Here is a 24,450-nt window from a genome sequence, read left to right as displayed (position 1 = left end):
GTTGTGGAACGGGCGGGAAGTACTGAGTATTTCCCGCCCGTTTGAGTTTGTGTATTCGAAAAAGAGGCTGCCGGCCCATCGCGGGACAAGCCCGCTCCCACAGAAGCATGTTCCCTGCCATGGGATAAGTGCCGCTGTGGGAGCGGGCTTGTCCCGCGATGGGCCGGCAGCCTCTTTTTCGAATACACAAACGCAAACGGGCGGGAAATACTCAGTACTTCCCGCCCGTTCCACAACTCGGATATGTATCAGCCTTTGTCGGCCATCAACGCCTCGAGCTTCTCCTGGTCGCGCGCAAACTGGCGAATGCCTTCGGCCAGCTTCTCGGTGGCCATGGCATCTTCGTTCATCGCCCAGCGGAACTGGCTCTCGTTCAGCACCTGCTTGGCTTCGCCAGCATTGCCTGGTGTGAGGATGCGCGGCAGCTCGCCTTGGTCGTCGCTCAACTGCTGCAGCAGTTCAGGGCTGATGGTCAGGCGATCGCACCCGGCCAGTTGCTCGATCTGCCCGACGTTACGGAAGCTTGCGCCCATGACCACGGTGTCGTAGCCGTTGGTCTTGTAGTAGTCGTAGATGCGTGTCACCGACTGCACGCCTGGATCCTCGGCGCCGACGTACTCCTTGCCGGTGCTCTTCTTGTACCAGTCGTAGATCCGGCCCACGAACGGCGAGATCAGGAACACCCCGGCGTCGGCACAGGCCTGGGCCTGGGCAAAGGAGAACAGCAGCGTGAGGTTGGTCTGGATGCCTTCCTTTTCCAGCTTCTCGGCGGCGCGGATGCCTTCCCAGGTAGAGGCCAGCTTGATCAGTACGCGATCCTTGGAAATGCCGGCAGCTTTGTACAGGTCGATCAACTGGCGAGCCTTGTTCAGCAACGCCGGCTCATCGAACGACAGGCGTGCATCGACCTCGGTGGAGATACGGCCGGGGATGACCTTGAGAATGCCCGCGCCCACGGCTACCGCGAACTTGTCGCAGGCCAGGTCGACGTTGCCTTTGGCGTCGGCCTTGACCTGTTTGAGCAGGTCGGCGTAACCCGAGATGGCCGCGGCCTTGAGCAGCAGCGAAGGGTTGGTGGTGGCATCGACCGGCTTGAGACGGGTGATGGCATCCAGGTCCCCGGTGTCGGCGACCACGGTGGTGAACTGCTTGAGTTGTTCCAGCTTTGAGGTCATGGGCGTGCTCTGTCCTGATGCTCTGTCCTGTGAGTGTCTTGACATTACCCGAGCCCTGACGGCCACTCAAGGCCAAACACAGGCTAAGGTTATCCTGCGTCATGCGGGCGCGGGCTGGCCCCGCGCTGGCCACATGGCAGCCCCAGGATGGGGGCGTCGAATCCCCCTTCGAGTCCAACCCCCCGCCCAGGGTTCCCTAGCGTCCGACCAGCAACTCTGCCGCCTGCTCGACCACCTTCAGCGGCTCGGCCGCCTTGTGAATGTCTGCCGACAGCAACTGGCGGAACCGGCGCGCCCCCGGGAAGCCCTGGCCCAGGCCGAGGATGTGCCGGGTGATGTGATGAATGGCCCCGCCACTCTCCACATGCGCCACCAGATACGGCATCAGCCGCGCCATCGCCTCGCTGCGCGTCACGACAGGCGCGTCGCTGGCGAACAGTTGTTGATCCACCTCGGCCAGCAGGTACGGGTTGTGGTAAGCCTCGCGCCCCAGCATCACGCCGTCGAAGGTCTGCAGGTGCGTGCGGCATTCGTCGAGGGTCTTGATCCCGCCGTTGAGCACCAGCTCAAGGTCCGGGAAGTCCTGTTTCAACTGCGCCGCCACCTCGTAGCGCAGCGGCGGCACCTCGCGGTTCTCCTTTGGCGACAGGCCCTCGAGGATCGCGATCCGCGCATGCACGGTAAAGCTGCGACAGCCGGCGTCGCGCACCTGGCCGACAAAGTCGCACAGCTCGGCATAGCTGTCGCGGCCATTGATGCCGATGCGGTGCTTGACCGTCACCGGAATCTCGACCGCATCGATCATCGCCTTGACGCAGTCGGCCACCAGCGCCGGATGGCCCATCAGGCAGGCCCCGATCATGTTGTTCTGCACCCGGTCGCTGGGGCAGCCGACATTGAGGTTGACCTCGTCGTAACCCGCTTCCTGGGCCAGGCGAGCACAGGCGGCGAGTTCAGCCGGGTTGCTGCCGCCCAACTGCAAAGCCAGCGGGTGCTCGGACTCGTCATGACGCAGGAAACGCTCCGCATCGCCGTGGAGTAGGGCGCCGGTGGTGACCATTTCGGTGTAGAGCAGGGCGCGTTGGGAGAGCAGGCGCAGGAAGTACCGACAGTGGCGGTCGGTCCAGTCCATCATCGGTGCAACGCTGAACCGGCGGGAGGGTTCAGGGCGCGTGGTTTGTGGGTTTGAGGCTATTTCTAGAGACATTCTGTTCTACACGGTTTGTGCCATTTCCCGGAGTTTTCAGGTGTTTTGGTGTGACAGTGGCGCGATTTACCACCGCCAATCACCCTTGTACCACCGGAAAAATGGCAACGATCAAAGCAAGGAAAAAGGCCGATGGAACGGTCAGCTATACCGTCCAGATCGGCCTCAAGAAAAAAGGTGTCCTAGTCTATCAAGAGTGTCAGGCGTTCGTCCGAACGCAAGCAACTCAAGCCTAGTATCAAGACAGGCGCAAGAGCTGTCCGAGGACTGGCTGAGGTTCTTTCAATCCGCAGGTAATATCAATTCAGGACCCTGGTTGCGGACACTACCTACATCCTTACGGACTGCATGCCACTTGAAATCGCCTGCGGCTCGGCAACCGGTCCGCACTATCTCTTCTGCGCGCTCCATCGATGTATCTGGCGAGATCCACTCACGAGCAACCTCGGGCGAGAGCACAAGAGGTTTGCGGTCGTGTATATCGACGAGACCTTGGTCAGCTGCAGCGGTGATGATCACGAAGCCGTCCCGTTCGTCTGGTTCAAGTGTTGGGTGAGCTTCGGCCAGCGCCGCGAAGAACAGCGGGGCCTCGTCCGCTGCCTGGATGTAGTAGGGTTGCTTGCGCTTTGGGTCCGCAGGATCGGCTATCCACTCGTACCAGCCATTCGCCGGTGCCAAGGCTCGGCCATTCGGCCAAAGCGATTTGAAGAACTTTCCCGTCACCACCGTTTCTGCCCGCGCATTAATCGGGTCAGGACGCTTCCCCTTCGCCCAAAACGGCGCCCATCCCCATTTCACTCGATCCACCCTCAACCCTTCCGGCGCAGGTCGAATCACCTCCACTCGGGTGGAGGGGGCGACGTTGTATCGATTGATCTGCTCGTGGTCATAGCCATTGATCACGACCAGGTCGAGGCTCAACTGTCGGAGGTAGTTGTCCATGGATTCGTAGATCGAGTAACGCCCGCACATACCTCACCTCGCTCGTTCGTCGGCTTCCGCACGCCTCGCGTTGACGGGGGAAAGATCTGACAGTTAACTGTACATATATACAGTTATCTATCTGGAATAACCCCTCATGACCATCACTTTCCTGGGAGTCCCGACCGGTGGCCCTGCATTGCTGCCCGTGTACTCGTTTCGAGTGCCTGCAGGCTTCCCCTCGCCAGCGGCGGATCATCTGGAGCGTCACATCTCGCTCGATGAACTATTCGAGCTGCGGGCGCCCCATGTGTACCTGGTGCAGGTGGAGGGCGACAGCATGCAGGGTGCTGGCATTTTCTCCGGCGACCTTCTTATCGTAGACCGTAGCAAGGACGCAGAGCATGGCGACATTGTGATCGCTGCGATCAACGCTGAGCCTGTCTGCAAACGCCTGCACAAGCGGGGTGGGGTGGTGATGCTTCAGTCCGAGAACCCCAGTTATCCGCCCCGGTACGTGATGGAGGGCGACGACCTGGTCATCTGGGGTGTTGTTCGCTACAGCGTGCGTGATCATGCGCAGTGACCAGGTATTCGCGCTGATCGATTGCAACTCGTTCTACGCGAGCTGCGAACGCGTGTTCCGGCCGGATCTGGCCAAAACCCCTATCGTGGTACTGAGCAACAACGACGGCTGCGTGATCGCACGCAGCTACGACGCCAAACCGTTCGTGAAGATGGGAGAACCGTACTTCCAATGCCGCGAGAGGCTTAAGCGGCACGGCGTGGTGGCGTTCTCCTCCAATTACGCGCTGTATGGCGACATGAGTGAGCGCGTGATGTCGATCATCGAATCGATGGTGCCTGCGGCTGAGGTCTATTCGATCGACGAATGCTTCGCCGATCTCACAGGTGTGCAGGGCAGCTTGACCCAGTTCGGCCGCGAGGTACGGGGCAAGGTGCTGCAGCGTACCGGCATACCGGTCGGTGTCGGCATCGCACGCACCAAGACCCTCGCGAAGCTGGCCAACCACACCGCAAAGCGGCTGCAGTCGCACACGGGCGGCGTGGTCGATATCACGACGGATTTTGAGCGTGACTGGGTGCTGCGTAATACCGAGATCAAGGAGGTGTGGGGTATTGGGCGGAGGATGACCGAGCACCTGCAGAGCATGGGGATTCAGAAAGCCATGGACCTGGCAAAGGCTGATCCGCGCATGTTGCGGGACAAGTTCAGCGTGGTGGTGGAGAAGACCGCGCGCGAACTGGCTGGCGTTCCCTGCCTCGAACTGGATGAGGCAGTACCTCCGAAGCAGGAGATCTGCTGCAGCAGGATGTTCGGCAAGCGGCTGAGTGAGCTTGCCCCGATCAAGCAGGCCGTGGCCACCTACACCGGGCGAGCGGCTGAAAAGCTGCGGGCGCAGGGCTCGAAATGCAAGCGCATGCGGGTGAGTATCCGTACTGGCATGTTCAACCCTGATGAGCTGCACCATGCGCAGGGGGCGCTTGTGGAGCTGCCTTACCCCACGAACGACACGCTGCTGCTCACCAGGGCGGCGACCAGTGCAGTAGAGCGTGTTTTCAGGGCGGGCTACCGGTACAGCAAGGCCGAAGTGTTACTACTCGACTTACGACAGCCAGGTGAGTTCACGGACGATCTATTCGCGATCTCGCAGCCCTTGGCGAGCGACAAGCTGATGTCGGTAGTAGACCAGATCAATGACCGATATGGGCGAGGGACAGTGAGGGCGAGCAGTGTACCCCGCGCCCCCGATTGGGGTATGCGCCGCGAGCTGATGAGTAGGTCATACACCACGCAGATCGACCAATTGTGGCGAGTTCGGTAGAGCGGAGTGGGGCAAAAATGGGGCAAAAATGGGGCAAACCGAGCGCCATTCCATGGCCCTCTATGCCTCTTGTGGGCTTTCCCCGCAGACATAAAAAAGCGCCCAAGCCCTTTACATATAAGGCTTGGGCGCTTTTTCTCATTCAGACACCATGGCCGCTCCTTAAGCATCAGCCAAAATCTCAGAGCCCTCATTTCGGAGTTCGTAACGCTGTAGGGCGAAGCTGAATTTCAGGTTTGATGAAATGAGGGTTGGGCGAGCGTAGGCTGCTTTGCTAATATCGAAAGGTTGACAAGTCTCTTAAAGGCGAGAAGTAAAATGGCAGTGAATTTCTTTACGTCGGATCCTAAAGCGCTGCTGGATAAGTTTAATGAGCGAATAGATCAGGAAGATTTGAAGGGGAAGGTTACGACTTGGGTAAGGGATAAGGATGGGGATTTTACTCATGTCGCTGATGATTGGAAGAATAAAGCGTGGTTCCGGCCGAAGGTTATTGATGGAGCGTTAGTTTTTAACATCCTTGGTAGGCAAAAAGTAGTGATGCCGACAGTTGTATATGGTTACTATCATGGTCATTTGACGGAAACATTCCTTAATCATTTTGATAAAATGTTTAGTAGCAGTTCTTCGACGGCGCTTGCGACTAAGGACGATCGATTGGGGGGGGATGGTGCATAAGATGATGTTGTTTGCTTAAACGCAAAAAAAGATAAGATAAGCTTAAGAAGCAGGGAAGGCGATATCGTGGAAAAAAGTTGGGGTGGATTGAAGGAAGTCGATGTTGATTCGGCAGCTTCTGGGACGAAGGATCCCGAAGTCGAAGTGCAAGAGGGCTCTGGTGCGAGTGAAAAAGGGCTATTAAAAGGTGCTCAACCAACTGAGTTTCAATTGGAGATTGAGGATAAATGGCGCGATAAGTCTCATGCTGAGTTACGGAGGGAGATCGAAGGTCAGCTAAAAAGTCAAGGCCTTTCCGATGCTCCCAAAGAGTTTATCGATCATTTAGTGTCGAACATTTCTAAGGATCTTCGTAAAAAAACGCGCTCACAGCGTATCAAGAACTTGGTGAAGTCAACAATTATCGCTTTCATAGTGGCGGCTTTCGCAGCACTCTTGAGCGTGATGACTGAGAAGGCGGAAAGATATGTGTCGCGTGGAGAGTTACGTGCCGCGTTGACTAATGCGATTCAAAAGAATGCAAGTTTTGATGACGTGAAGCTAGTTTATCAGCATGAGATTGATAGTAATCCAGTTGACACGATTTGGCCGCTGGTTAAACCGCATCTCTATTATCAGAAAAATACTTTGAGCTTATTGCTCGTGCTCAATGATCTAAAGGTTATGAAACTTACAGCTGTTGACGGCCTTGAAGATAAAGATATTGATTTTATATCTAAGGTGGACGCTCTTGTTCTAGATCATAATAGAGTCAATCCTTTTGATGGTTTGGATGAGCAAAGTTTGCGTGATTTTCGTGGGATTTCCTACAAGCTTAATAAGGATGAGTACGAAAAAATCAAAGATGAATTGATGAATTTGAATTCGGCAATCAAGCTGAAAAATAGTCTTATTGAGCAATATTTGAGTAGTAGTAATCTGAGTTTGTATGTTTCGGTGGCTGCATTTATCTTTTCGATAATTGTCGCGATTTGGCAACTTTTCCCTCGGAAGGCAAATCAGAAGCAGCTAATGTCAGAAGTTGTTAATGAATATATGGCAAAGAAACCCTGAGTAAGTTCAAGATAGGGATTGATCGGCTCGGCCAGTTTACTCGCGCAGCTCTGCTATGCTGGCTGAGATCGCGTCAGCGTTCAGGTGTAAGGCTCGCAGGGCACCCATGACATTCTCGTGGATGTGGACAGATCCCCTCTGACTAACCCATAAAGATAGCTCCTCAAGAGCAGCCCTTATCGCTACCTGATTCAGAAGCAAGAGCTCGAGTGTGTCAGCGGTTAGGGAAGCTTTTTCATCCATAAGTGATGTCCATTGCTGAGATTGTAGGGCAAAACTTGAGGTATTTTTCAGGGCGCTTTAAGCCACACAAGCCGGATTGACCACGAGATCATAGCTGATATTGTGGTCCTATCCAGCCTCTTGAGTAAGCCGATCGAGATTCAAATCCTTATCCCTAGTTTAGACATGACCAATGGGGCGCTCGTCTCGGCCTGTGTGGGGGGACTCGGAGCTGATTCCATGATGCAAAAGGCGCCGAAGCCCCGATCTTGCGAGCTTGGCGCCTTTTTTGCTCCTGCCGCATCACATTGGGATGTGTTTACTGCTGGGTTAAACTAGCATACATCGCGCATGTTGATATTGTGATGGCTTGGTGGCCTACTTAACGAGGGAAAGAAGACATGACTTGGAAACTTGCCAATCCGGTAAAGCAACGTGAACTTGAGCTGAAATTCAGATCCCATGACATTTCATTTGAGAATGTTGGGTTTTGCGATGATCCTAATTTTCTCAAGCAGGAGCGGAAAGATTCGCGCTATCTGGAGTTGTACGCTCAGTATGTAGAAGTAAAAAACTACACTTCTGAGTACTTAGAGGAAGCGCGTAGAAGAATTGACATAGCAGCAGAGGTGCTGAGGGCTGAGGTCGAGCGTGATGGACGAATAGGGGCATGTGTCGACACATCTGGCATGCTTGGGCGGATGTTAGACCGCTTGGGTGTATGGAATTATGTGGCCAAATCATGCCTTACTATTGCTTTTCCTAGCAGTTCTGGAGAGGCAGCTCGTTATTTTTGGAGCTTTGATGAGGGTGAGTTTGTTGCGCCGCATGCCATTGTTGTCGCGCCCCCGTATTGCATAGTTGATTTGACAGTCAAGCACCAGTTATATAGTGTCAAGCAGAGGTCTATGCTGCCGTCGATCGTTCTGGAGGATAGGTTTACAAGAGGAAGCTGGTTTCCAGAGGATTTGGCAAACCATGGACTACTCCAAGGGTTGCGTCGACATCAAATACCTTTTGAACAATTCCTCAAACAGCAGAGTCCAGGGATGGCTTCGGTGATTCAACATCTTCCTCCGCGCACCTCAGAATTCAAAGGTACTCATTTGAAGTACGTCATCGTCGCGGTTGGCGGTTTTATTGAGCCGCTGGAGGGGATCAAGGGGTACAAGCCCAATGGACGGTTAGCCCATTCGATTTTTGAAAGTGACGTGCTGCCGCTCATTGACAAGGAGGGCTTTGCTTAAAGCGATGGCTGCAGATAATTCGAATGGTACAAAAATGGTACGCGGTTAGAGGGTGTGGCCTGAAAGGTATGGCAGGAAGTGCCTGCCCAATCCATCATTGTGGTACGTGTTTCCAGGCTGATCATACAAACTGATGCTACTCAGGGTGCAGCCAGCATCGTTGCGCATGCGGATCATCCAGTGCCATTCACGATCCGCTGCGATGGCAGGCAGGGCGATATCTCGGACATAGATCAGAGCCCCGTCTTCTGGCTACGGCCATGGGACACAACGATCCAAGTAGCGAACCACCTTCCAGCAGGGGAACAGCTCTTGGATGATGGATGAATCCTTTACTGAAGGGGGGTGGGAACCAGCCGATCTGTGATCAGCGTCGGAAGACAATCCATGCCAGTCGTTCCTGGGCATCCCTGTGAGGCTTTGATTGACTGCACCGGGCCTGTTTGTGTCCACCGTTGCCTGATTTGCGAAACGTCACCACAGGCGGCAATGGGTCGGTAAGCGCGTCTGAGTCGAACTGACCATCCTTGTCCTCCCTCACATGGAGGACAAGCCACGAATACTCGCGAGCGGTAGTGATGCAGCAGAAAACCCAGCGGCCCGTGCAGTTCCGCCATTGTCCCCCGCACACAGCCATTTTGAAATTCTGTGGCATTCCTAACAGGAATGGCTCTATAAAAAACATGAATTTTATTTATAGCACCTGAACCCCTATCGTAGTTTCTCCTGCATATGGAGATGACGGTATGAACGATTCAAGGCTGTGCTTATACGTTGACGCTCAATTCACCAGCCCTTACGCCATGTCATGTTTTGTGGCGCTTCGTGAAAAGGGAATCGAGTTCAAGATGAATACCCTTGACCTGGACACACTGGAGCATCATGCACGGGACTATTCCCGTCTTTCGCTGACTCAGAGAGTACCCACTCTGAGGCATGGCGAATTTGCATTGTCTGAATCATCCGCAATCACCGAGTACCTGGAAGACCTGTTCCCTCAGGCGCCGATTTACCCGACAAACCCGCTGCAACGTGCCAAGGCGCGGCAAGTTCAAGCCTGGCTGCGAAGTGATTTGCTACCTATCCGCCAGGAGCGCTCCACGCTTGGCGTGTTCTACGGCGTTAAATACGGTGCTTTGTCAGTCTCGGCTGAGTCCTCGTCGCAAAAGTTGGTGGAGGCGGCGCAACTGCTGCTGGACGATAGCCCGGACTACCTTTTTGGCGAATGGTCTATCGCCGATGTCGATCTCGCTTTGATGCTGAATCGACTGTTACTAAATGGAGATCGCCTTCCCGTTCGACTAGAGGATTATGCTCAGCGACAATGGCAGCGTCCGACCGTGCAGGAGTGGGTTCAGTTGGAGCGACCTCCGCTGTAGCGGCACCGGCTTTCGACCTGGAACTGCCTATGGCAGAGCGTCGCGAACAAGGGGCGGCGTTCAGTCCAGACCTGCTTTTCGACTGGCAGTGGACGGCCAACGATTCTGATAAGTTGTTGCAAGGCCATTGCCTGGGGATGTAATGCAGCTGCTCACTTATGGTCGCTTGCAGCCCTCTGCGAAAGGCAGCTCTGGGTCGAAAGTGGTCACCCATGGCGTTCACAAGTGAATCGGCCAAGGAGTTATGGCCTAAAGCGGATTGGGTAGACACGCAAGGGTGGTACGAAATTGTTACGTAGTCAGGATGACTTGGCGGAAAGCCTTGAACTGAAAGGGCTTTAGGAAGTAGAACTCCAATCCATCATGGGTGCAACGCTGAACCGGCGGGAGGGTTCAGGGCGCGTGGTTTGTGGCTTTGAGGCTTGTGATGCAGTCCGTTCGTTCAACGTATTCAATACCGATTACCAACAATTTTGTCGCGTTGTGCTTTTCGCTCGGGGCGCTATACCAACAGAGCCGCACAGGAGGCGTTCAAGACGCCAGTTTACCAAGAGCACCAGGTATTTGCCTGTAGAGCCTTGCTTGCCGCGGCCCCGATGGTCAGTCCGTCAGGGAAACATTGCCCGCGAAACCCCTTACGGCCTGGATAGCTTCCCGCTGACTTTGCCGAGCATCCGCCTTACGGTAGATTGTTCGCCTCAATCAACTCGCGCCATGTCGAAACCCACAAACAGCCGGCATCCGAAGGGAAGACTCATGCATCCATACGACATGCCCCAAGCCGAAGCGGAAAAGATTCACGTCGAGATCGCCAAACTGATGGCAGAGACTCGCAAGCTCAATACCGAAGCAGGCAAATTGACCCGAGAAACCTTCTGGTACCCGATCGGCATCGCCACCGGTCTGGTGACAGCAGTGGCGGGCATCACCGCACTGACAATCAAGGTCTTTGCCTGAATTCCCAGCCCCGCAATCGCGGGGCTTCGTGGATCAAGGCCAATGGCCTGCACTTCATCAAATGGTCTACAAAGCTGGCGCCAGCGCCATCGATGGTCAAAGCTGCAGGTTCCCCTTGCATTGATAAAGGACTTCGCATGCCCATCCGACGCTCATCGATCGCCGCTGCCATCGCCTTGTCATTCCTGTCGTTTTCCGCACTCGCCGCCAACCTGGCTCCCGACGCGCTATTGAAAAAGGCCGAAGCCGAGCAGAAGGCCTATCTCGCCACCGTCAAGCAACTGGTCAATGTCGATACCGGAACCGGCCAGGCGCCGGGGGCTGAAAACCGTCAGCGCCCTGCTGGTCGAGCGGCTCAAGGCGTTGGGTGCCGAGGTCAAGACCAGCCCGGCCAGCCCGTCGGCGGGTGACAACATCGTTGGCACCTTCAAGGGCACCGGCAGCAAGTCGTTCTTGCTGATGGTCCACTACGACACGGTGTTCCTGCCCGGCACTGCGGCCAAGCGGCCGTTCAAGGTCGAGGGCGAGCGTGCGTATGGTCCTGGCGTGGCCGATGCCAAAGGTGGTGTGGCGATGATCCTGCATTCGCTGAAGCTGCTGCAGGACGAGAAGTTCAAAGGCTTCGGCACCTTGACCGTATTGTTCAACCCGGATGAGGAAACCGGCTCCAGCGGCTCGAAGGCGATCATCGCGGAACTGGCGCGCAAGCATGACTACGTGTTCTCGTACGAGCCGCCGGACAAGGACGCGGTAACAGTCGCGACCAATGGCATCAATGGCATATTTCTCGAAGTGAAAGGCAAGTCTTCCCACGCAGGCTCCGCACCTGAGGCTGGGCGTAATGCGGCCATGGAGTTGGCCCACCAGATGCTGCAGTTGAAGGACCTTGGCGACCCGGCCAAAGGCACCACGGTCAACTGGACGATGGTCAAGGCGGGCGACAAGCGCAACATCATTCCCGCCAGCGCCACGGCCGAGGCGGACATGCGCTACTCGGACCTGAGCGAGAGCGACCGGGTGCTGGCCGACGCGCAACGGCTCGTACAGAAGAAACTCATTGAGGGCACCGAAGTGACGGTACGCCTCGACAAGGGCCGCCCGCCGCTGGCGAAGAACGCCGGCTCCGAGCAGTTGGCGAAAACCGCCCAGACGCTCTACGCGAAGATCGATCGCAATATCGAGCCGATTGCCATGCGTTTCGGGACTGATGCGGGCTATGCCTACGTGCCCGGCAGCGAGAAGCCGGCAGTGCTTGAAACCATGGGCGTGGTGGGGGCGGGATTGCATGCCGATGACGAGTACATCGAGTTGTCGAGCATCGCGCCAAGGCTTTATCTGACAGTGGCATTGATCCAGCAATTGTCCGAGGCGGCGAAGTAAGCGCGCGTAGACTCAGGTGTTTACTGTCCTGGGATCAATGGCTATGCCGGTTTGATTTGCGGGGTGGCTGCTTGGAGGGCGAGCCCGCTCCCACAGGGGGCGGGCAGCGTATTGCAGGCTTTGTAGCCGCGGGCGGTAACTCAGGGGTAAAGGTGCGACGTTGCTTGGTCATCAGGCACCTGTCTGTGGCGAGTATTCCCGCCTAAAGGAGTGTCCGGCATAGATCACTACACTGCCTCAGTGCAACTGATCGGATGCGTAATGTCGCTCGCGTCGGTTTCAGGATGCGCCCTGTCGTTTGCACGCTACCGTTTCCCGGCAACGGTGCCATTCTTATCAGGATGTCCGACGACCGAGTGCGCACAGACGCACCGGCTTGGACGAGGAAGGCGACCGTGATCCTGTGACCGTGACAGGCCCGGAACGCCACAGCAGAACACCGCCGGACACCTGCCCGCACCCTCGGGCGGATCCGGGTTGCCGAGGTCCGCTGTATGCCTGAAGAGACGCTTGACCTGCCCTTGATCCAGCGTGTGCTGGACAACCACAAGGAGGTGCCCGGTGCGCTGTTGCCGATCCTCCACGCCATCCAGCAAGGCCTGGGCCATGTACCCGATGAAGCAGTCCCCGAGATCGCCCATGCGCTGAACCTCAGCCTCGCCGAGGTGCGTGGGGTGATCAGCTTCTACCATGATTTCCGCACTTCGCCCCCGGCACGCCACACCCTGCGCCTGTGCCGCGCCGAGTCGTGCCAGAGCCGCGGCGCCGAAGCCCTGGCCGCGCAACTGCGCGAACAGCTCGGGCTGGACGACCATGGCACCACTGCCGACGGAGCATTGAGTCTGCGCCCGGTGTACTGCCTCGGCGCTTGCGCCTGCTCGCCAGCGCTGGAGCTGGACGGCCAGGTGCATGCGCGGCTCACGCCCGAGCGTCTGCAGGCTTTGGTGAAAAGCTGCAGGGTGGAGGCGGGCGCATGATCAAGCTGTGTATTTCCTGCGATTCGCTGGCTCGCGCAGTGGGCGCCGACCAGGTCGCCGAGGCGTTCGAACGTGAGGCTGCACAGCGGCAACTGCCGCTGCAGATCCAGCGCACCAGCTCGCGTGGCCTGTATTGGCTCGAGCCATTGCTGGAGCTGGAAAGCGCCGAAGGGCGCCTGGGCTTCGGGCCGGTCATGCCGGAAGATGTGCCGGGCCTGCTGGAGGCTCTGGACAAGGGGGGCGAGCATCCACTGGCATTGGGCCCTGTCGAACAGATCCCCTACCTGAAGACCCAGCAGCGCCTGCTGTTCGCGCGCGCCGGTATCACACGCCCGTTGTCGCTGGACGACTATCAGGCCCATGGCGGCTTCGAGGGCTTGCGCAAGGCTGCATTGATGGACGGCGATGCAGTGGTTGCCGCAGTGCTCGATTCCGGCCTGCGTGGTCGGGGCGGGGCCGCGTTCCCGGCCGGCATCAAGTGGCGCACCGTGCGCCAGGCGCCGGCCGGGCAGAAGTACATTGTCTGCAATGCCGACGAAGGCGACTCCGGCACCTTCGCCGACCGCATGCTGATGGAGGGCGATCCCTTCCTGCTGATCGAAGGCATGATCATCGCCGGCCTCGCTGTCGGCGCAAGCAAGGGCTACATTTATGTGCGCTCCGAATACCCGGACGCCATCCGTGTGCTCAACGAGGCCGTGATGCTGGCCCGCGAAGCGGGTTATCTGGACGTCACTGGCAGCGGCGTGGCGTTCGAGCTCGAGGTGCGTGTGGGCGCTGGCGCCTATATTTGCGGCGAGGAGACGGCGCTGCTGGAGTCGATCGAAGGCAAGCGCGGCATCGTGCGCGCCAAGCCGCCACTGCCGGCGCTCGAGGGCCTGTTCGGCCAGCCGACGCTGGTGCATAACGTCCTGACCTTGGCTTCTGTGCCGATCATCCTGGCAAAAGGTGCCGCGTTCTATCGCGACTTTGGCATGGGCCGTTCACTGGGCACCTTGCCGTTCCAACTGGCGGGCAATGTGCGCCAGGGCGGGCTGGTCGAGCGGGCTTTTGGCCTGACCCTGCGTGAGCTGGTCGAGGGGTATGGCGGTGGTACCGCCAGTGGTCGTCCGTTGAAGGCCGCGCAGGTCGGCGGCCCGCTGGGCGCCTGGGTGCCGCCGTCGCAGTTCGATACGCCGCTGGACTACGAGGCCTTCGCCGCCATCGGCGCGATGATCGGCCATGGCGGTGTGGTGGTCGCTGACGACACACTGAACATGGCTGGCATGGCGCGTTTCGCCCTGCAGTTCTGCGCCGAGGAGTCCTGCGGCAAGTGCACGCCGTGCCGGATCGGGTCGACCCGCGGGATGGAAGTGGTGGATCGCCTGATCGCCAGCAGCGATCCTGCTGCGCGCGAGGATCAGGCCCACCTGCTGCGTGACCTGTGCGACACGATGCAGTACGGCTCGCTGTGCGCCATGGGCGGGATGACCGCTTACCCCGTGGCCAGCGCCCTCAAGCATTTTCCTGCCGATTTCGGTCTGGCCAGCCCGGAGGCCGCCCAATGATCCATTATTTCGACCCCGCCAACAGCGACATCGACCTGGGCACGCCTGCCCGCGACAGTGACCTGCAGGTCAGCCTGAACATCGACGGCCGCGCGATCAGCGTCCCTGCAGGCACCTCGGTGATGCGCGCTGCCGCGCTGCTGGGCACCAGCATCCCCAAGCTGTGCGCCACCGACAGCCTCGAAGCCTTCGGCTCATGCCGCATGTGCATGGTCGAGATCGACGGCATGCGCGGCTATCCGGCTTCATGCACCACGCCGGTCAGCGAAGGCATGGTGGTGCGTACCCAGACGCCGCGGCTGGCCGACCTGCGGCGCAATGTCATGGAGCTGTACATCTCCGATCACCCACTGGACTGCCTGACCTGCTCGGCCAACGGCAACTGCGAGCTGCAAACGGTCGCCGGCCAGGTGGGCCTGCGCGAAGTGCGCTATGGCTATGACGGGGCCAACCATCTCAACGAGGCCAAGGACGTCTCCAACCCGTACTTCGACTACGAGCCCAGCAAGTGCATCGTCTGCAGCCGCTGCGTGCGTGCCTGCGAAGACATTCAGGGCACCTTCGCCCTGACCATCAGTGGCCGAGGCTTCGAGTCGCGGGTGGCGGCGGCCGGAGGCGAGAATTTCCTCGCCTCCGAGTGCGTGTCGTGCGGCGCCTGCGTGCAGGCCTGCCCGACGGCGACCCTGACCGAGAAGAGCCTGGTCCAGCTCGGCCAGCCGGAGCGCGCGGTGATCACCACCTGTGCCTATTGCGGGGTGGGCTGCTCGTTCCGCGCCGAGATGAAGGGCGATCAACTGGTGCGCATGGTCCCGGACAAGAACGGCGGCGCCAACCACGGCCACGCCTGCGTCAAGGGGCGCTTCGCCTGGGGCTACGCCACTCACCCGGATCGCATCACCACGCCGATGATCCGCAAGCGCCTTGAAGACCCATGGCAGGAAGTCAGCTGGGATGAGGCGCTGGCCTATGCCGCCAGTGAGTTCCGACGCATCCAGCTCAAGTACGGGCGCGATTCGATCGGCGGTATCACCTCCAGCCGTTGCACCAACGAAGAAGCCTATCTGGTGCAGAAGCTGGTGCGTGCCGCCTTTGGCAACAACAACGTGGACACCTGCGCGCGGGTCTGCCATTCGCCGACCGGCTATGGCCTGAAGCAGACCCTGGGCGAATCCGCCGGAACCCAGAGCTTCGACTCGGTGATGCAGGCCGACGTGATCCTGGTGATCGGCGCCAACCCGACCGACGCTCACCCGGTGTTCGGCTCGCAACTCAAGCGCCGCCTGCGCCAGGGCGCGCGGCTGATCGTCATCGACCCGCGCCGCATCGACCTGGTCGACTCGCCCCACGCCCGTGCCGAGTTGCACCTGCAACTGCGTCCGGGCACTAACGTCGCCATGCTCAATGCCCTGGCCCATGTGATCGTCGATGAAGGGCTGCTCGACCAGGCATTCATCGACGCGCGCTGCGAGAGTGCCGAGTTCACGCGTTGGCGTGAGTTCGTCGGCCTGGCCGAGAATTCACCCGAGGCGCTTGGGCCGGTGTGCGGCGTGCCTGCCGAGCAGATCCGCGAGGCGGCGCGGGTGTATGCGGGCGCCGGCAATGCGGCGATCTATTATGGCCTGGGCGTCACCGAACACAGCCAGGGCAGCACCGCGGTGATGGGCATCGCCAACCTGGCCATGGCAACCGGCAACATCGGTCGCGAAGGCGTGGGCGTCAATCCGTTGCGTGGTCAGAACAACGTCCAGGGCTCGTGCGACATGGGCTCCTTCCCCCACGAGTTGCCGGGCTACCGGCACATCTCCAACGAGGCGGTGCGCAGCGAATTCGAGCAGGCCTGGGGCGTGACCTTGCAGCCCGACCCGGGGCTGCGTATCCCCAACATGTTCGAGGCCGCGCTCGACGGCAGCTTCAAGGCGCTGTACTGCCAGGGCGAGGATATCGCCCAGAGCGACCCGAACACCCAGCACGTCACCGCGGCACTGATGGCCATGGAGTGCGTGGTGGTGCAGGACATCTTCCTCAACGAAACCGCCAAGTTCGCCCATGTGTTCCTGCCGGGCAGTTCGTTCCTGGAAAAGGACGGCACCTTCACCAACGCCGAACGCCGTATCTCGCGGGTGCGCAAGGTGATGGAGCCGCTGGCCGGCAAGGCCGACTGGGAGGCGACCGTGGCCCTGGCCAATGCCCTGGGCTATCGCATGGACTACCGGCACCCGTCCGAGATCATGGACGAAATCGCCCGCCTGACGCCGAGCTTCCACCGCGTCAGCTATGCCGAGATCGACCGCCGCGGCAGCCTGCAATGGCCGTGCAACGAGGCCGCGCCCGACGGCACCCCGACCATGCACATCGACCAGTTCGTGCGCGGCAAGGGGCGATTCATGCTCACCGGTTATGTGCCCACCGACGAGAAGGTCAATGCCCGTTATCCGTTGTTGCTGACCACCGGCCGCATCCTCAGCCAATACAACGTTGGCGCCCAGACCCGTCGCACCCACAACGTTGCCTGGCACGATGAGGATCGTCTGGAGATCCACGCCAGCGATGCCGAAAGCCGCGGCATCCGCGACGGCGACTGGGTTGGCGTGGGCAGCCGTGCGGGGCAGAGCGTTTTGCGTGCGCGGGTCAGTGCGCGGGTGGCGCCAGGCGTGGTGTACACCACCTTCCACTTCCCTGAGTCTGGCGCCAACGTGATCACCACCGACAACTCCGACTGGGCCACCAACTGCCCCGAGTACAAGGTCACGGCGGTTGAGGTGGTGCGAGTCTTCCAGCCCTCGGAATGGCAGAAGCGCTACCAGCATTTCAGTGACGAACAGCAGCGCCTGCTCAAGGAGCGGCGTAAGGCCGAAGGCCAGGAAAAAGCCGAGGTGCGCCGATGAGCAGTGACAACCTGGTCAAGATGGCCAACCAGATCGCCCACTATTTCGACAGCGAGCCTGATCGTGCGCTGGCGGTGCAGGGGGTGAGACAACACCTGAACAGCTTCTGGACCCCGGCGATGCGGCGTCAGTTGAGCGAGTGGATCGAGGCCCATGCGGGGGAAGGGCTCGATTCGAAGGTGCGGGAGGCGTTGGGGTAGTTACCAGGCCTCGGCATCGCCCATGCCGAGGCCGCGCAGGTATTGGCCGATTTCGCTATAATCGAACTTCCATCACCCCGTGAGAGGCGTTGAACGGTGAAAGGCATCAGCTTGGAAACCAAAAGAGCAGCTTGGGAAAAAACTCGCCGCTCGAACTACGCAGCCAGTCTGCGGCTTGAGGGGTTTGATGTCACGCCTGACTCCGCGGAGCGTAAGCTCCCGTCCAAGGAAGAGTTGTTGCGTCATTACCGCAAGCAGGATTGATCTTTGGACAAGTATGGTGTCGGACAGGACGCCTACTGTTATCCCGGTACGGTCGTCCTGTGCAATCTGCTTGATCTTCGTGATGATTCAGCGCTTGCCAGGGCCGAGCGGGACTTTTCCGAGCTCGCTGCCAGTCAGCTCCCATTCGAGCTCCCTCCTTACGATCTTCCCTATCTCCAGAGGCTTCATCGCGCGCTTTTTCAGGATATCTATGCGTGGGCTGGAGAAATTCGCACGCTCGATATTTCCAAAGGCGGCACACGTTTCTGCAATGTGAGCCGCATTGAAGCCGAAGCTTCAAAAGTATTCCGCAGCCTTGCACAGCAAGGTTGGTATGAGGGCTATTCGCGTGCGGATCTGGTTCACGCTGTGGCAGAAAGCTTTGGCGATTTGAACATGGTCCATCCGTTTCGCGAGGGAAATGGGCGAGCTCAGCGGATTCTTTACGAACATGTGATCTTGAACGCGGGTTTTGAAATCGATTGGTGGTCAGTCGAGCCTGATGAGTGGGTGGCTGCGAACATAGCGGCAGTTGTTTGCGATCATTCGCCTCTGGAAGCGGTTTTCGACAGGTGCATCGGGCGGACCGTCATCGGCTTGTCGCCGGTTTAGCGTTCATGGCGACGCCCAACATGAAACCTCCGTCATCTTCGCCAACCCCGGCCGGTGCTAGGCTCGAGTAAATACTCGCCACGGAAACCCCACCATGGAAATGAACTGGCACCAGGCCCTGCAAGAGAGCCTGAGCTGGCTTGCAGTCTCTTCATTGATCACACTTGTCGGCTTCACCGCCGCCGCTTTCCTGGCGGTGCGCTTTACCCGCTGGGGCCAGCAGTTCTGGCAGTTGGCGGGTGAGTACTTCAGTTTCAGGCGCAGCTGGCGCCCGCTGCTCGTATTTGCACTGTTGTTGTTCCTGGCGCTGTTCTCGGTGCGCATGAACGTGCTGTTCTCGTTCTGGTACAACGGTTTCTATAGCGCCCTGCAGGGCCTGGACCAGACGGCGTTCTGGTACCTGCTCGGGGTATTCGCGGTACTGGCAACCATTCATGTGCTGCGTTCACTGTTCAACTACTACGTCACCCAGTCGTTCAACATCCACTGGCGGGTCTGGCTGACCGAGCGCCTGACTGCCGACTGGATGCATGGCGATGCCTACTACCGCGGGCAATTCTTAGATGAGCCGGTGGACAACCCTGACCAACGTATCGAACTGGACGTCAACGCCTTCGTTACCGGCTCGGTGTCGCTGGCCCTCGGGGCAGTGAGTGCGCTGGTATCGCTGGTGGCGTTCACCGGCATTCTCTGGGGGCTGTCGGCACCACTGGCGGTTGCCGGGGTGGAGGTGCCGCGGGCGATGGTGTTTGCGGTCTATGTCTATGTGCTCATCGCCACCTGGATCGCTTTCCGCCTCGGGCGGCCGTTGATTCGCCTGAATTTCCTCAACGAAAAGCTCACGGCGAACTTTCGCTACGCACTGATGCGCTTGCGCGAGAATGCCGAGAACATTGCCTTCTACCAGGGCGCGCAGGTCGAGCGGGGCACGTTGCTCGGGCGCTTCTTCGCCTTGATCGGCAATGTCTGGGCGTTGGTCTGGCGGAGCCTGAAGTTCAATGGTTTCAACCTGGGTGTCAGCCAGGTCGCGGTGGTGTTCCCGTTCATCCTGCAGGCGCCGCGTTTCTTCCGCGGAGCGATCAAGCTGGGTGATGTGATGCAGACGTCGCAGGCGTTCGGACAAGTGCAGGATTCGTTGTCGTTTTTCCGTGAGTCCTACGACACCTTTGCCAGCTACCGCGCGACCCTCGATCGTCTCACCGGTTTTCTCGATGCCAACCACCAGGCCAGCGAGCTACCGCACGTGGCTACCCGCGAGCTGCCGCGGGCCTTGGATATCGCTGGCCTGCAGGTGCTGCGCCCGGATGGCCACCGCTTGATTGCCGACCTGAGCCTGAAGCTGCAGGCCGGGCAGGCCTTGCTGATCAAGGGGCCTTCGGGCAGCGGCAAGACCACGCTGCTTCGGGCCCTGGCGGGATTGTGGCCTTATGCAGAAGGGGCGGTCGCGCGGCCGTTGGGTGAGCAGGCGCTGTTCCTGTCGCAGCGGCCGTACCTGCCGTTGGGGGATCTGCGCACCGCCATCGCCTACCCGGCCCAGGTCGGCCAGGAGCAGGATGCGCGGATGCAACAGGCATTGCGGCAAGTGAACCTGGCGCATCTGGCCGAGCGCCTCGAGGAAAGCCGCGACTGGACGCGCATCCTGTCGATCGGCGAGCAGCAGCGCCTGGCGTTTGCGCGAGTATTGTTCAACCAGCCGCATGTGGTGTTCCTCGACGAGTCCACCTCGGCGATGGATGAAGGCTTGGAACATGCCTTGTATTCGCTGCTGCGCAACGAAATGCCGGAAACCTTGCTGGTGAGTGTCGGGCATCGCAGCACGCTGGCCGGGTTCCACAGCCACCGGCTGGAGGTCGATGGCCAGGGTGGATGGGCGTTGTTCGAGCAGGACGCGGTGGTGCTGTCCTGAGCATCAGCCGTAGACGAAAAAGCCCCCTGGCATCGCTGCCAGGGGGCTTTTTCATATGGCGCAGGCCTTACATGTTGGGGTAGTTAGGGCCGCCGGCACCTTCTGGGGTGACCCAGGTGATGTTCTGCGACGGATCCTTGATGTCGCAGGTCTTGCAGTGCACGCAGTTCTGCGCGTTGATCTGGAAGCGCTTGCTGCCGTCTTCCTGGGTGACCACCTCGTAGACACCGGCCGGGCAGTAACGCTGCGCGGGTTCGTCGTACAGCGGCAGGTTGGTGGCGATCGGCACGTTCGGATCGGTCAGCTTCAGGTGGCAGGGTTGCTCTTCTTCATGGTTGGTGCTGGAGAGGAACACCGAGCTGAGTTTGTCGAAGCTGAGCTTGCCGTCGGGCTTGGGGTAGTCGATCTTCTTGGCGTCGGCGGCCAGCTTCAGGCAGGCGTAGTCCGGCTTGGTGTCGTGCAGGGTGAAGGGCAGCTTGCCGCCGAACCAGTTCTGGTCGATATAGTTGAACGCTGCTCCGAACAGCGGGCCGAACTTGTGCATGGCCGGGCCGAAGTTGCGGCTGGCGTACAGCTCCTCATACAGCCAGCTGGCCTTGAATGCCTCGACGTAGCTGTTGAGGGCGTCGCCGCCTTCGCTGCCGGCGAACAGGGCGTCGGCCACTGCATCGGCGGCCAGCATGCCGGACTTCATTGCAGTGTGGCTGCCCTTGATCTTGGCGAAGTTCAAGGTGCCCAGATCGCAACCGATCAGCGCGCCACCGTTGAACACCATCTTCGGCAGCGAGTTCAGGCCGCCCTTGCAGATGGCGCGGGCGCCGTAGCTGATGCGCTTGCCGCCTTCCAGATATTGGCTGATCACCGGGTGGTGCTTCAGGCGCTGGAACTCGTCGAACGGCGACAGGTAAGGGTTGGCATAGGAGAGGTCGACGATCAGGCCGACCACCACCTGGTTGTTCTCCAGGTGATAGAGGAACGAGCCGCCGGTGTTCTCGGCGCTGACTACATCCAGCGGCCAGCCGGCGGTGTGCACCACCAGGCCCTGTTCGTGCTTGCTCGGGTCGATCTCCCAGATTTCCTTGATGCCGATACCGTAGTGCTGCACATCGGCTTCGCTGTCCAGGTCGAAGCGCTTGATCAGCTGCTTGCCAATGTGGCCGCGGCAACCTTCGGCGAACAGCGTGTACTTGGCGCGCAGCTCCATGCCGGGGGTGTACAGGCCGTCCTTGGGCTGACCTTCGCGGTCGACACCCAGGTCGCCGGTGACGATGCCACGGACCACGCCGTTTTCGTCGAACAGCGCTTCCTGGGCGGCGAAGCCGGGATAGATTTCCACGCCCAGGTTCTCGGCCTGCTGGGCCAGCCAGCGGCACAGGTTGCCCAGCGAGATGATGTAGTTGCCCTGGTTGTGCATGGTCTTGGGCACGAACAGGTCCGGCACCTTGACCGAACTGCCCTGGTCCTTGAGCACATAGATGTCGTCGCGCTTGACCTCGGTGTTCAGCGGGGCGCCGAGTTCTTTCCAGTCGGGGAACAGCTCGTTCAGCGCGCGGGGTTCGAAGACCGCACCGGAGAGGATGTGGGCGCCGACCTCGGAGCCTTTCTCGACCACGCAGACGCTGATCTCGTTACCGGCTTCGGCGGCCTTCTGCTTCAGGCGGCAGGCGGCAGACAGGCCCGCCGGGCCTGCGCCGACGATGACCACGTCGAATTCCATGTATTCGCGTTCCACAGGTTCTCTCCTACTCAAGGCTCATCGCGTTGCTTGTCTTATGGGTGTCGGATGCCCGCTCACGGTCGGGGCAGCTGTAGCCGTGCCGGTGGCGGACTACACCGTTTTGTCTTGGCCGCGCATTATATCTACACCACTTGGCGGGTCCAATACAAACGTTTGTTTGAATTTGCCGCAGCCCAGTAAAATCACAGGAGGGCGGCTGGAGGCTGGCCAATTTGCCGTATTGACCGGATTGGGTGTTACGGTCAAGATACGAGCGGTTTTACGCTCGCCGTAGGCTGACCGTCGGGCGCAGGTGCACCTCTAAAAACCAGGCGTAGAGCAGGGAATACAGGCCGAAACCCTTTTTGTAGTGGAGTCTACACGCCACGACAGGAAATGACCCGCGGGTTTTGCCCCGCCAGTCCGCACAGGACTGATCGGTCATGGCAAATTTCGCTCGACCCGGAACGTTTTCAGAGGTGTCCTTGTACCCACGCGCATTCGCCGGGCACGCCCCAGGCGACATTCTTTTCACCGGAGAGTAACGAGGAATCCATGAAGGTTCTTGTAGCTGTCAAACGAGTGGTCGACTACAACGTCAAGGTTCGCGTCAAGGCGGACAACTCCGGCGTCGACCTTGCAAACGTCAAGATGTCCATGAACCCCTTCTGCGAAATCGCCGTGGAAGAAGCCGTACGCCTGAAAGAGAAGGGCGTTGCGACCGAGATCGTCGCCGTTGCCGTCGGCCCGACCGCTGCCCAGGAGCAACTGCGTACCGCCCTGGCACTGGGTGCCGATCGTGCCATCCTGGTCGAGACCGCCGAGGAGCTGAACTCCCTGGCCGTGGCCAAGGCGCTGAAGGCCATCGTCGATAAAGAGCAGCCACAGCTGGTCATCCTCGGCAAGCAGGCCATCGACAGTGACAACAACCAGACCGGCCAGATGCTGGCTGCGCTGACCGGCTACGCCCAGGGCACCTTCGCCTCCAAGGTCGAAGTGGCTGGCGACAAGCTGAACGTCACCCGCGAGATCGATGGCGGCCTGCAGACCGTCGCGCTGAACCTGCCGGCGATCGTCACCACCGACCTGCGCCTGAACGAGCCGCGCTACGCGTCGCTGCCGAACATCATGAAGGCCAAGAAGAAGCCGCTGGAGACTGTGACTCCAGACGCGCTGGGCGTATCCACCGCCTCCACCACCAAGACCGTGAAAGTCGAAGCGCCTGCTGCACGCAGCGCCGGTATCAAGGTCAAGTCGGTGGCCGAACTGGTCGAGAAGCTGAAGAACGAAGCGAAGGTAATCTAAATGACTATCCTGGTTGTCGCTGAACACGAGAACGGTGCCGTTGCCCCGGCTACCCTGAACACTGTCGCTGCTGCCGCCAAGATCGGTGGTGATGTGCACGTGCTGGTCGCAGGCCAGAACGTCGGTGGCGTCGCCGAGTCCGCTGCCAAGATCGCGGGCGTTGCCAAGGTGCTGGTTGCGGACAACGCCGCCTACGCCCACGCCCTGCCTGAAAACGTAGCGCCCCTGATCGTCGAGCTGGCCAAGGGCTACAGCCACGTGCTGGCCCCGGCCACCACCAACGGCAAGAACATCCTGCCACGCGTTGCTGCGCTGCTGGACGTCGACCAGATCTCCGAGATCGTCTCGGTCGAATCCGCCGACACCTTCAAGCGCCCGATCTATGCCGGTAACGCCATTGCCACCGTGCAATCGAGCGCTGCGGTCAAGGTCATCACCGTGCGTACCACCGGCTTCGACGCCGTGGCCGCCGAAGGTGGTTCGGCTGCGGTGGAAGCCGTGGCTGCTGCCCATGATGCTGGCAAGTCGGCCTTCGTCAACGAAGAGCTGGCCAAGTCCGATCGTCCCGAGCTGACCGCTGCCAAGATCGTCGTCTCCGGCGGCCGTGGCATGGGCAACGGTGACAACTTCAAGCATCTGTACGCCCTGGCCGACAAGCTCGGTGCTGCGGTCGGTGCTTCCCGTGCCGCCGTCGACGCGGGCTTCGTGCCGAACGACATGCAGGTTGGCCAGACCGGCAAGATCGTCGCGCCGCAGTTGTACATCGCCGTCGGTATCTCCGGCGCGATCCAGCACCTGGCGGGCATGAAGGACTCCAAGGTGATCGTCGCGATCAACAAGGACGAAGAAGCCCCGATCTTCCAGGTGGCCGACTACGGCCTGGTTGCCGACCTCTTCGAGGCGGTGCCGGAGCTGGAAAAGCTGGTCTGATCCGAGCGCTTCACTTATAAAGAAGCCCGACCCTCGTAACA

20 protein-coding genes and 3 pseudogenes are annotated in these 24,450 nt (G+C 59.6%); 18 read left to right on the top strand and 5 right to left on the bottom strand.

The genetic code is table 11. The features are described from left to right. Positions 1-248: 248 nt before the first annotated feature. Together tal and dusA are read right to left on the bottom strand one after the other, a co-directional pair. Positions 249-1,175: a transaldolase gene (tal, locus tag ACPZMI_RS10490; RefSeq protein WP_186708358.1), complete on the bottom strand. Its 927-nt coding sequence runs from the start codon at positions 1,173-1,175 to the stop codon at positions 249-251. A 196-nt stretch (positions 1,176-1,371) separates the two neighbouring features. Then, entirely contained in the window at positions 1,372-2,382 is a 1,011-nt protein-coding gene (gene dusA / locus ACPZMI_RS10485; protein WP_186666274.1) for a tRNA dihydrouridine(20/20a) synthase DusA, read from the bottom strand. A 101-nt stretch (positions 2,383-2,483) separates the two neighbouring features. Between dusA and ACPZMI_RS10480 the strand changes: the two are divergent. Continuing rightward, a pseudogene (locus ACPZMI_RS10480) lies at positions 2,484-2,615 on the top strand (site-specific integrase); the annotation flags it as partial. Between the two features lie 49 nt (positions 2,616-2,664). On the opposite strand, the gene ACPZMI_RS10475 reads toward ACPZMI_RS10480, so the two are convergent. Further along, complete coding sequence (locus ACPZMI_RS10475) at positions 2,665-3,354, bottom strand: SOS response-associated peptidase family protein (RefSeq protein ID WP_426352177.1); 690 nt, start codon at positions 3,352-3,354, stop codon at positions 2,665-2,667. A gap of 106 nt (positions 3,355-3,460) precedes the next feature. Here ACPZMI_RS10475 and ACPZMI_RS10470 point away from each other — a divergent pair, with 106 nt between their 5' ends. The 5 genes from ACPZMI_RS10470 (at position 3,461) to ACPZMI_RS10450 (ending at position 8,350) form a co-directional block, all read left to right on the top strand. Further along, positions 3,461-3,889 (top strand): LexA family protein, encoded by a 429-nt coding sequence (locus ACPZMI_RS10470; RefSeq protein WP_186666270.1) that lies wholly within the window; start codon positions 3,461-3,463, stop codon positions 3,887-3,889. Then, a complete protein-coding gene (gene umuC, locus ACPZMI_RS10465; protein WP_426352176.1) occupies positions 3,879-5,150 on the top strand; it encodes a translesion error-prone DNA polymerase V subunit UmuC in 1,272 nt (423 codons plus the stop codon). Before ACPZMI_RS10470 ends, umuC begins: the two co-directional genes overlap by 11 nt. Before the next feature lie 318 nt (positions 5,151-5,468). Further along, a complete protein-coding gene (locus tag ACPZMI_RS10460; RefSeq protein WP_153774977.1) occupies positions 5,469-5,828 on the top strand; it encodes a hypothetical protein in 360 nt (119 codons plus the stop codon). Positions 5,829-5,894: 66 nt separating this feature from the next. Then, positions 5,895-6,881, top strand: coding sequence for a hypothetical protein (locus tag ACPZMI_RS10455; RefSeq protein WP_426352175.1), 987 nt, complete (start codon positions 5,895-5,897; stop codon positions 6,879-6,881). A 623-nt stretch (positions 6,882-7,504) separates the two neighbouring features. Beyond that, positions 7,505-8,350 carry a hypothetical protein gene (locus ACPZMI_RS10450; protein ID WP_426352174.1) on the top strand — a complete coding sequence of 282 codons (846 nt, stop codon included), beginning with the start codon at positions 7,505-7,507 and terminating at the stop codon, positions 8,348-8,350. Positions 8,351-8,458: 108 nt separating this feature from the next. Here the strand turns inward: ACPZMI_RS10450 and ACPZMI_RS10445 are convergent. Continuing rightward, positions 8,459-8,739 (bottom strand): annotated as a pseudogene (locus ACPZMI_RS10445) (GNAT family N-acetyltransferase); the annotation flags it as partial. 357 nt (positions 8,740-9,096) lie between these two features. Between ACPZMI_RS10445 and yfcF the strand changes: the two are divergent. The 10 genes and pseudogenes from yfcF (at position 9,097) to ACPZMI_RS10395 (ending at position 20,457) form a co-directional block, all read left to right on the top strand. Beyond that, a complete protein-coding gene (gene yfcF / locus ACPZMI_RS10440) occupies positions 9,097-9,729 on the top strand; it encodes a glutathione transferase (RefSeq protein ID WP_186666262.1) in 633 nt (210 codons plus the stop codon). Between the two features lie 771 nt (positions 9,730-10,500). Beyond that, a complete protein-coding gene (locus tag ACPZMI_RS10435; RefSeq protein ID WP_186720091.1) occupies positions 10,501-10,686 on the top strand; it encodes a hypothetical protein in 186 nt (61 codons plus the stop codon). 137 nt (positions 10,687-10,823) lie between these two features. Continuing rightward, positions 10,824-12,066, top strand: a pseudogene (locus ACPZMI_RS10430) (M20/M25/M40 family metallo-hydrolase). A gap of 494 nt (positions 12,067-12,560) precedes the next feature. Then, a complete protein-coding gene (locus ACPZMI_RS10425) occupies positions 12,561-13,043 on the top strand; it encodes a formate dehydrogenase subunit gamma (RefSeq protein WP_186666258.1) in 483 nt (160 codons plus the stop codon). Next, entirely contained in the window at positions 13,040-14,590 is a 1,551-nt protein-coding gene (locus ACPZMI_RS10420) for a formate dehydrogenase beta subunit (RefSeq protein ID WP_186666256.1), read from the top strand. Before ACPZMI_RS10425 ends, ACPZMI_RS10420 begins: the two co-directional genes overlap by 4 nt. Next, positions 14,587-17,475, top strand: coding sequence for a formate dehydrogenase subunit alpha (gene fdhF / locus ACPZMI_RS10415; protein WP_426352173.1), 2,889 nt, complete (start codon positions 14,587-14,589; stop codon positions 17,473-17,475). Before ACPZMI_RS10420 ends, fdhF begins: the two co-directional genes overlap by 4 nt. After that, a complete protein-coding gene (locus tag ACPZMI_RS10410) occupies positions 17,472-17,675 on the top strand; it encodes a formate dehydrogenase subunit delta (RefSeq protein WP_065861968.1) in 204 nt (67 codons plus the stop codon). Before fdhF ends, ACPZMI_RS10410 begins: the two co-directional genes overlap by 4 nt. A gap of 96 nt (positions 17,676-17,771) precedes the next feature. Then, entirely contained in the window at positions 17,772-17,939 is a 168-nt protein-coding gene (locus ACPZMI_RS10405; RefSeq protein WP_186666252.1) for a YhfG family protein, read from the top strand. A 3-nt stretch (positions 17,940-17,942) separates the two neighbouring features. Then, positions 17,943-18,551, top strand: a complete 609-nt coding sequence (locus ACPZMI_RS10400; RefSeq protein WP_426352172.1) for a Fic/DOC family protein — start codon at positions 17,943-17,945, stop codon at positions 18,549-18,551. A 94-nt stretch (positions 18,552-18,645) separates the two neighbouring features. Further along, complete coding sequence (locus tag ACPZMI_RS10395; RefSeq protein ID WP_426352171.1) at positions 18,646-20,457, top strand: ABC transporter ATP-binding protein/permease; 1,812 nt, start codon at positions 18,646-18,648, stop codon at positions 20,455-20,457. A gap of 67 nt (positions 20,458-20,524) precedes the next feature. Here the strand turns inward: ACPZMI_RS10395 and ACPZMI_RS10390 are convergent, their stop codons facing one another. Beyond that, positions 20,525-22,189, bottom strand: a complete 1,665-nt coding sequence (locus ACPZMI_RS10390) for an electron transfer flavoprotein-ubiquinone oxidoreductase (RefSeq protein WP_186666247.1) — start codon at positions 22,187-22,189, stop codon at positions 20,525-20,527. 540 nt (positions 22,190-22,729) lie between these two features. On the opposite strand from ACPZMI_RS10390, the gene ACPZMI_RS10385 reads away from it, so the two are divergent. Continuing rightward, positions 22,730-23,479 carry an electron transfer flavoprotein subunit beta/FixA family protein gene (locus ACPZMI_RS10385; protein ID WP_186711010.1) on the top strand — a complete coding sequence of 250 codons (750 nt, stop codon included), beginning with the start codon at positions 22,730-22,732 and terminating at the stop codon, positions 23,477-23,479. Continuing rightward, positions 23,480-24,409 (top strand): electron transfer flavoprotein subunit alpha/FixB family protein, encoded by a 930-nt coding sequence (locus ACPZMI_RS10380; RefSeq protein WP_186666242.1) that lies wholly within the window; start codon positions 23,480-23,482, stop codon positions 24,407-24,409. Positions 24,410-24,450 lie beyond the last annotated feature (41 nt).

Source organism: Pseudomonas wayambapalatensis, from assembly GCF_049942315.1.
GTDB classification, from domain to species: Bacteria; Pseudomonadota; Gammaproteobacteria; order Pseudomonadales; family Pseudomonadaceae; genus Aquipseudomonas; species Aquipseudomonas wayambapalatensis.
Note: the sequence above shows the minus strand (reverse complement) of the source record. Positions and strands in the feature narration are given on the sequence as shown.

What these genes read in the sequence shown, in the direction of transcription:
- umuC (WP_426352176.1), top strand. Translation starts at nt 3,879, where the DNA reads ATGCGCAGTGACCAGGTATTCGCGCTGATCGATTGCAACTCGTTCTAC.
- ACPZMI_RS10435 (WP_186720091.1), top strand. Translation starts at nt 10,501, where the DNA reads ATGCCCCAAGCCGAAGCGGAAAAGATTCACGTCGAGATCGCCAAACTG.
- ACPZMI_RS10420 (WP_186666256.1), top strand. Translation starts at nt 13,040, where the DNA reads ATGATCAAGCTGTGTATTTCCTGCGATTCGCTGGCTCGCGCAGTGGGC.
- ACPZMI_RS10380 (WP_186666242.1), top strand. Translation starts at nt 23,480, where the DNA reads ATGACTATCCTGGTTGTCGCTGAACACGAGAACGGTGCCGTTGCCCCG.
- ACPZMI_RS10385 (WP_186711010.1), top strand. Translation starts at nt 22,730, where the DNA reads ATGAAGGTTCTTGTAGCTGTCAAACGAGTGGTCGACTACAACGTCAAG.
- ACPZMI_RS10410 (WP_065861968.1), top strand. Translation starts at nt 17,472, where the DNA reads ATGAGCAGTGACAACCTGGTCAAGATGGCCAACCAGATCGCCCACTAT.
- ACPZMI_RS10450 (WP_426352174.1), top strand. Translation starts at nt 7,505, where the DNA reads ATGACTTGGAAACTTGCCAATCCGGTAAAGCAACGTGAACTTGAGCTG.
- tal (WP_186708358.1), bottom strand. Translation starts at nt 1,175, where the DNA reads ATGACCTCAAAGCTGGAACAACTCAAGCAGTTCACCACCGTGGTCGCC.
- ACPZMI_RS10460 (WP_153774977.1), top strand. Translation starts at nt 5,469, where the DNA reads ATGGCAGTGAATTTCTTTACGTCGGATCCTAAAGCGCTGCTGGATAAG.
- ACPZMI_RS10425 (WP_186666258.1), top strand. Translation starts at nt 12,561, where the DNA reads ATGCCTGAAGAGACGCTTGACCTGCCCTTGATCCAGCGTGTGCTGGAC.
- dusA (WP_186666274.1), bottom strand. Translation starts at nt 2,382, where the DNA reads ATGTCTCTAGAAATAGCCTCAAACCCACAAACCACGCGCCCTGAACCC.
- fdhF (WP_426352173.1), top strand. Translation starts at nt 14,587, where the DNA reads ATGATCCATTATTTCGACCCCGCCAACAGCGACATCGACCTGGGCACG.
- yfcF (WP_186666262.1), top strand. Translation starts at nt 9,097, where the DNA reads ATGAACGATTCAAGGCTGTGCTTATACGTTGACGCTCAATTCACCAGC.
- ACPZMI_RS10395 (WP_426352171.1), top strand. Translation starts at nt 18,646, where the DNA reads ATGGAAATGAACTGGCACCAGGCCCTGCAAGAGAGCCTGAGCTGGCTT.
- ACPZMI_RS10475 (WP_426352177.1), bottom strand. Translation starts at nt 3,354, where the DNA reads ATGTGCGGGCGTTACTCGATCTACGAATCCATGGACAACTACCTCCGA.
- ACPZMI_RS10470 (WP_186666270.1), top strand. Translation starts at nt 3,461, where the DNA reads ATGACCATCACTTTCCTGGGAGTCCCGACCGGTGGCCCTGCATTGCTG.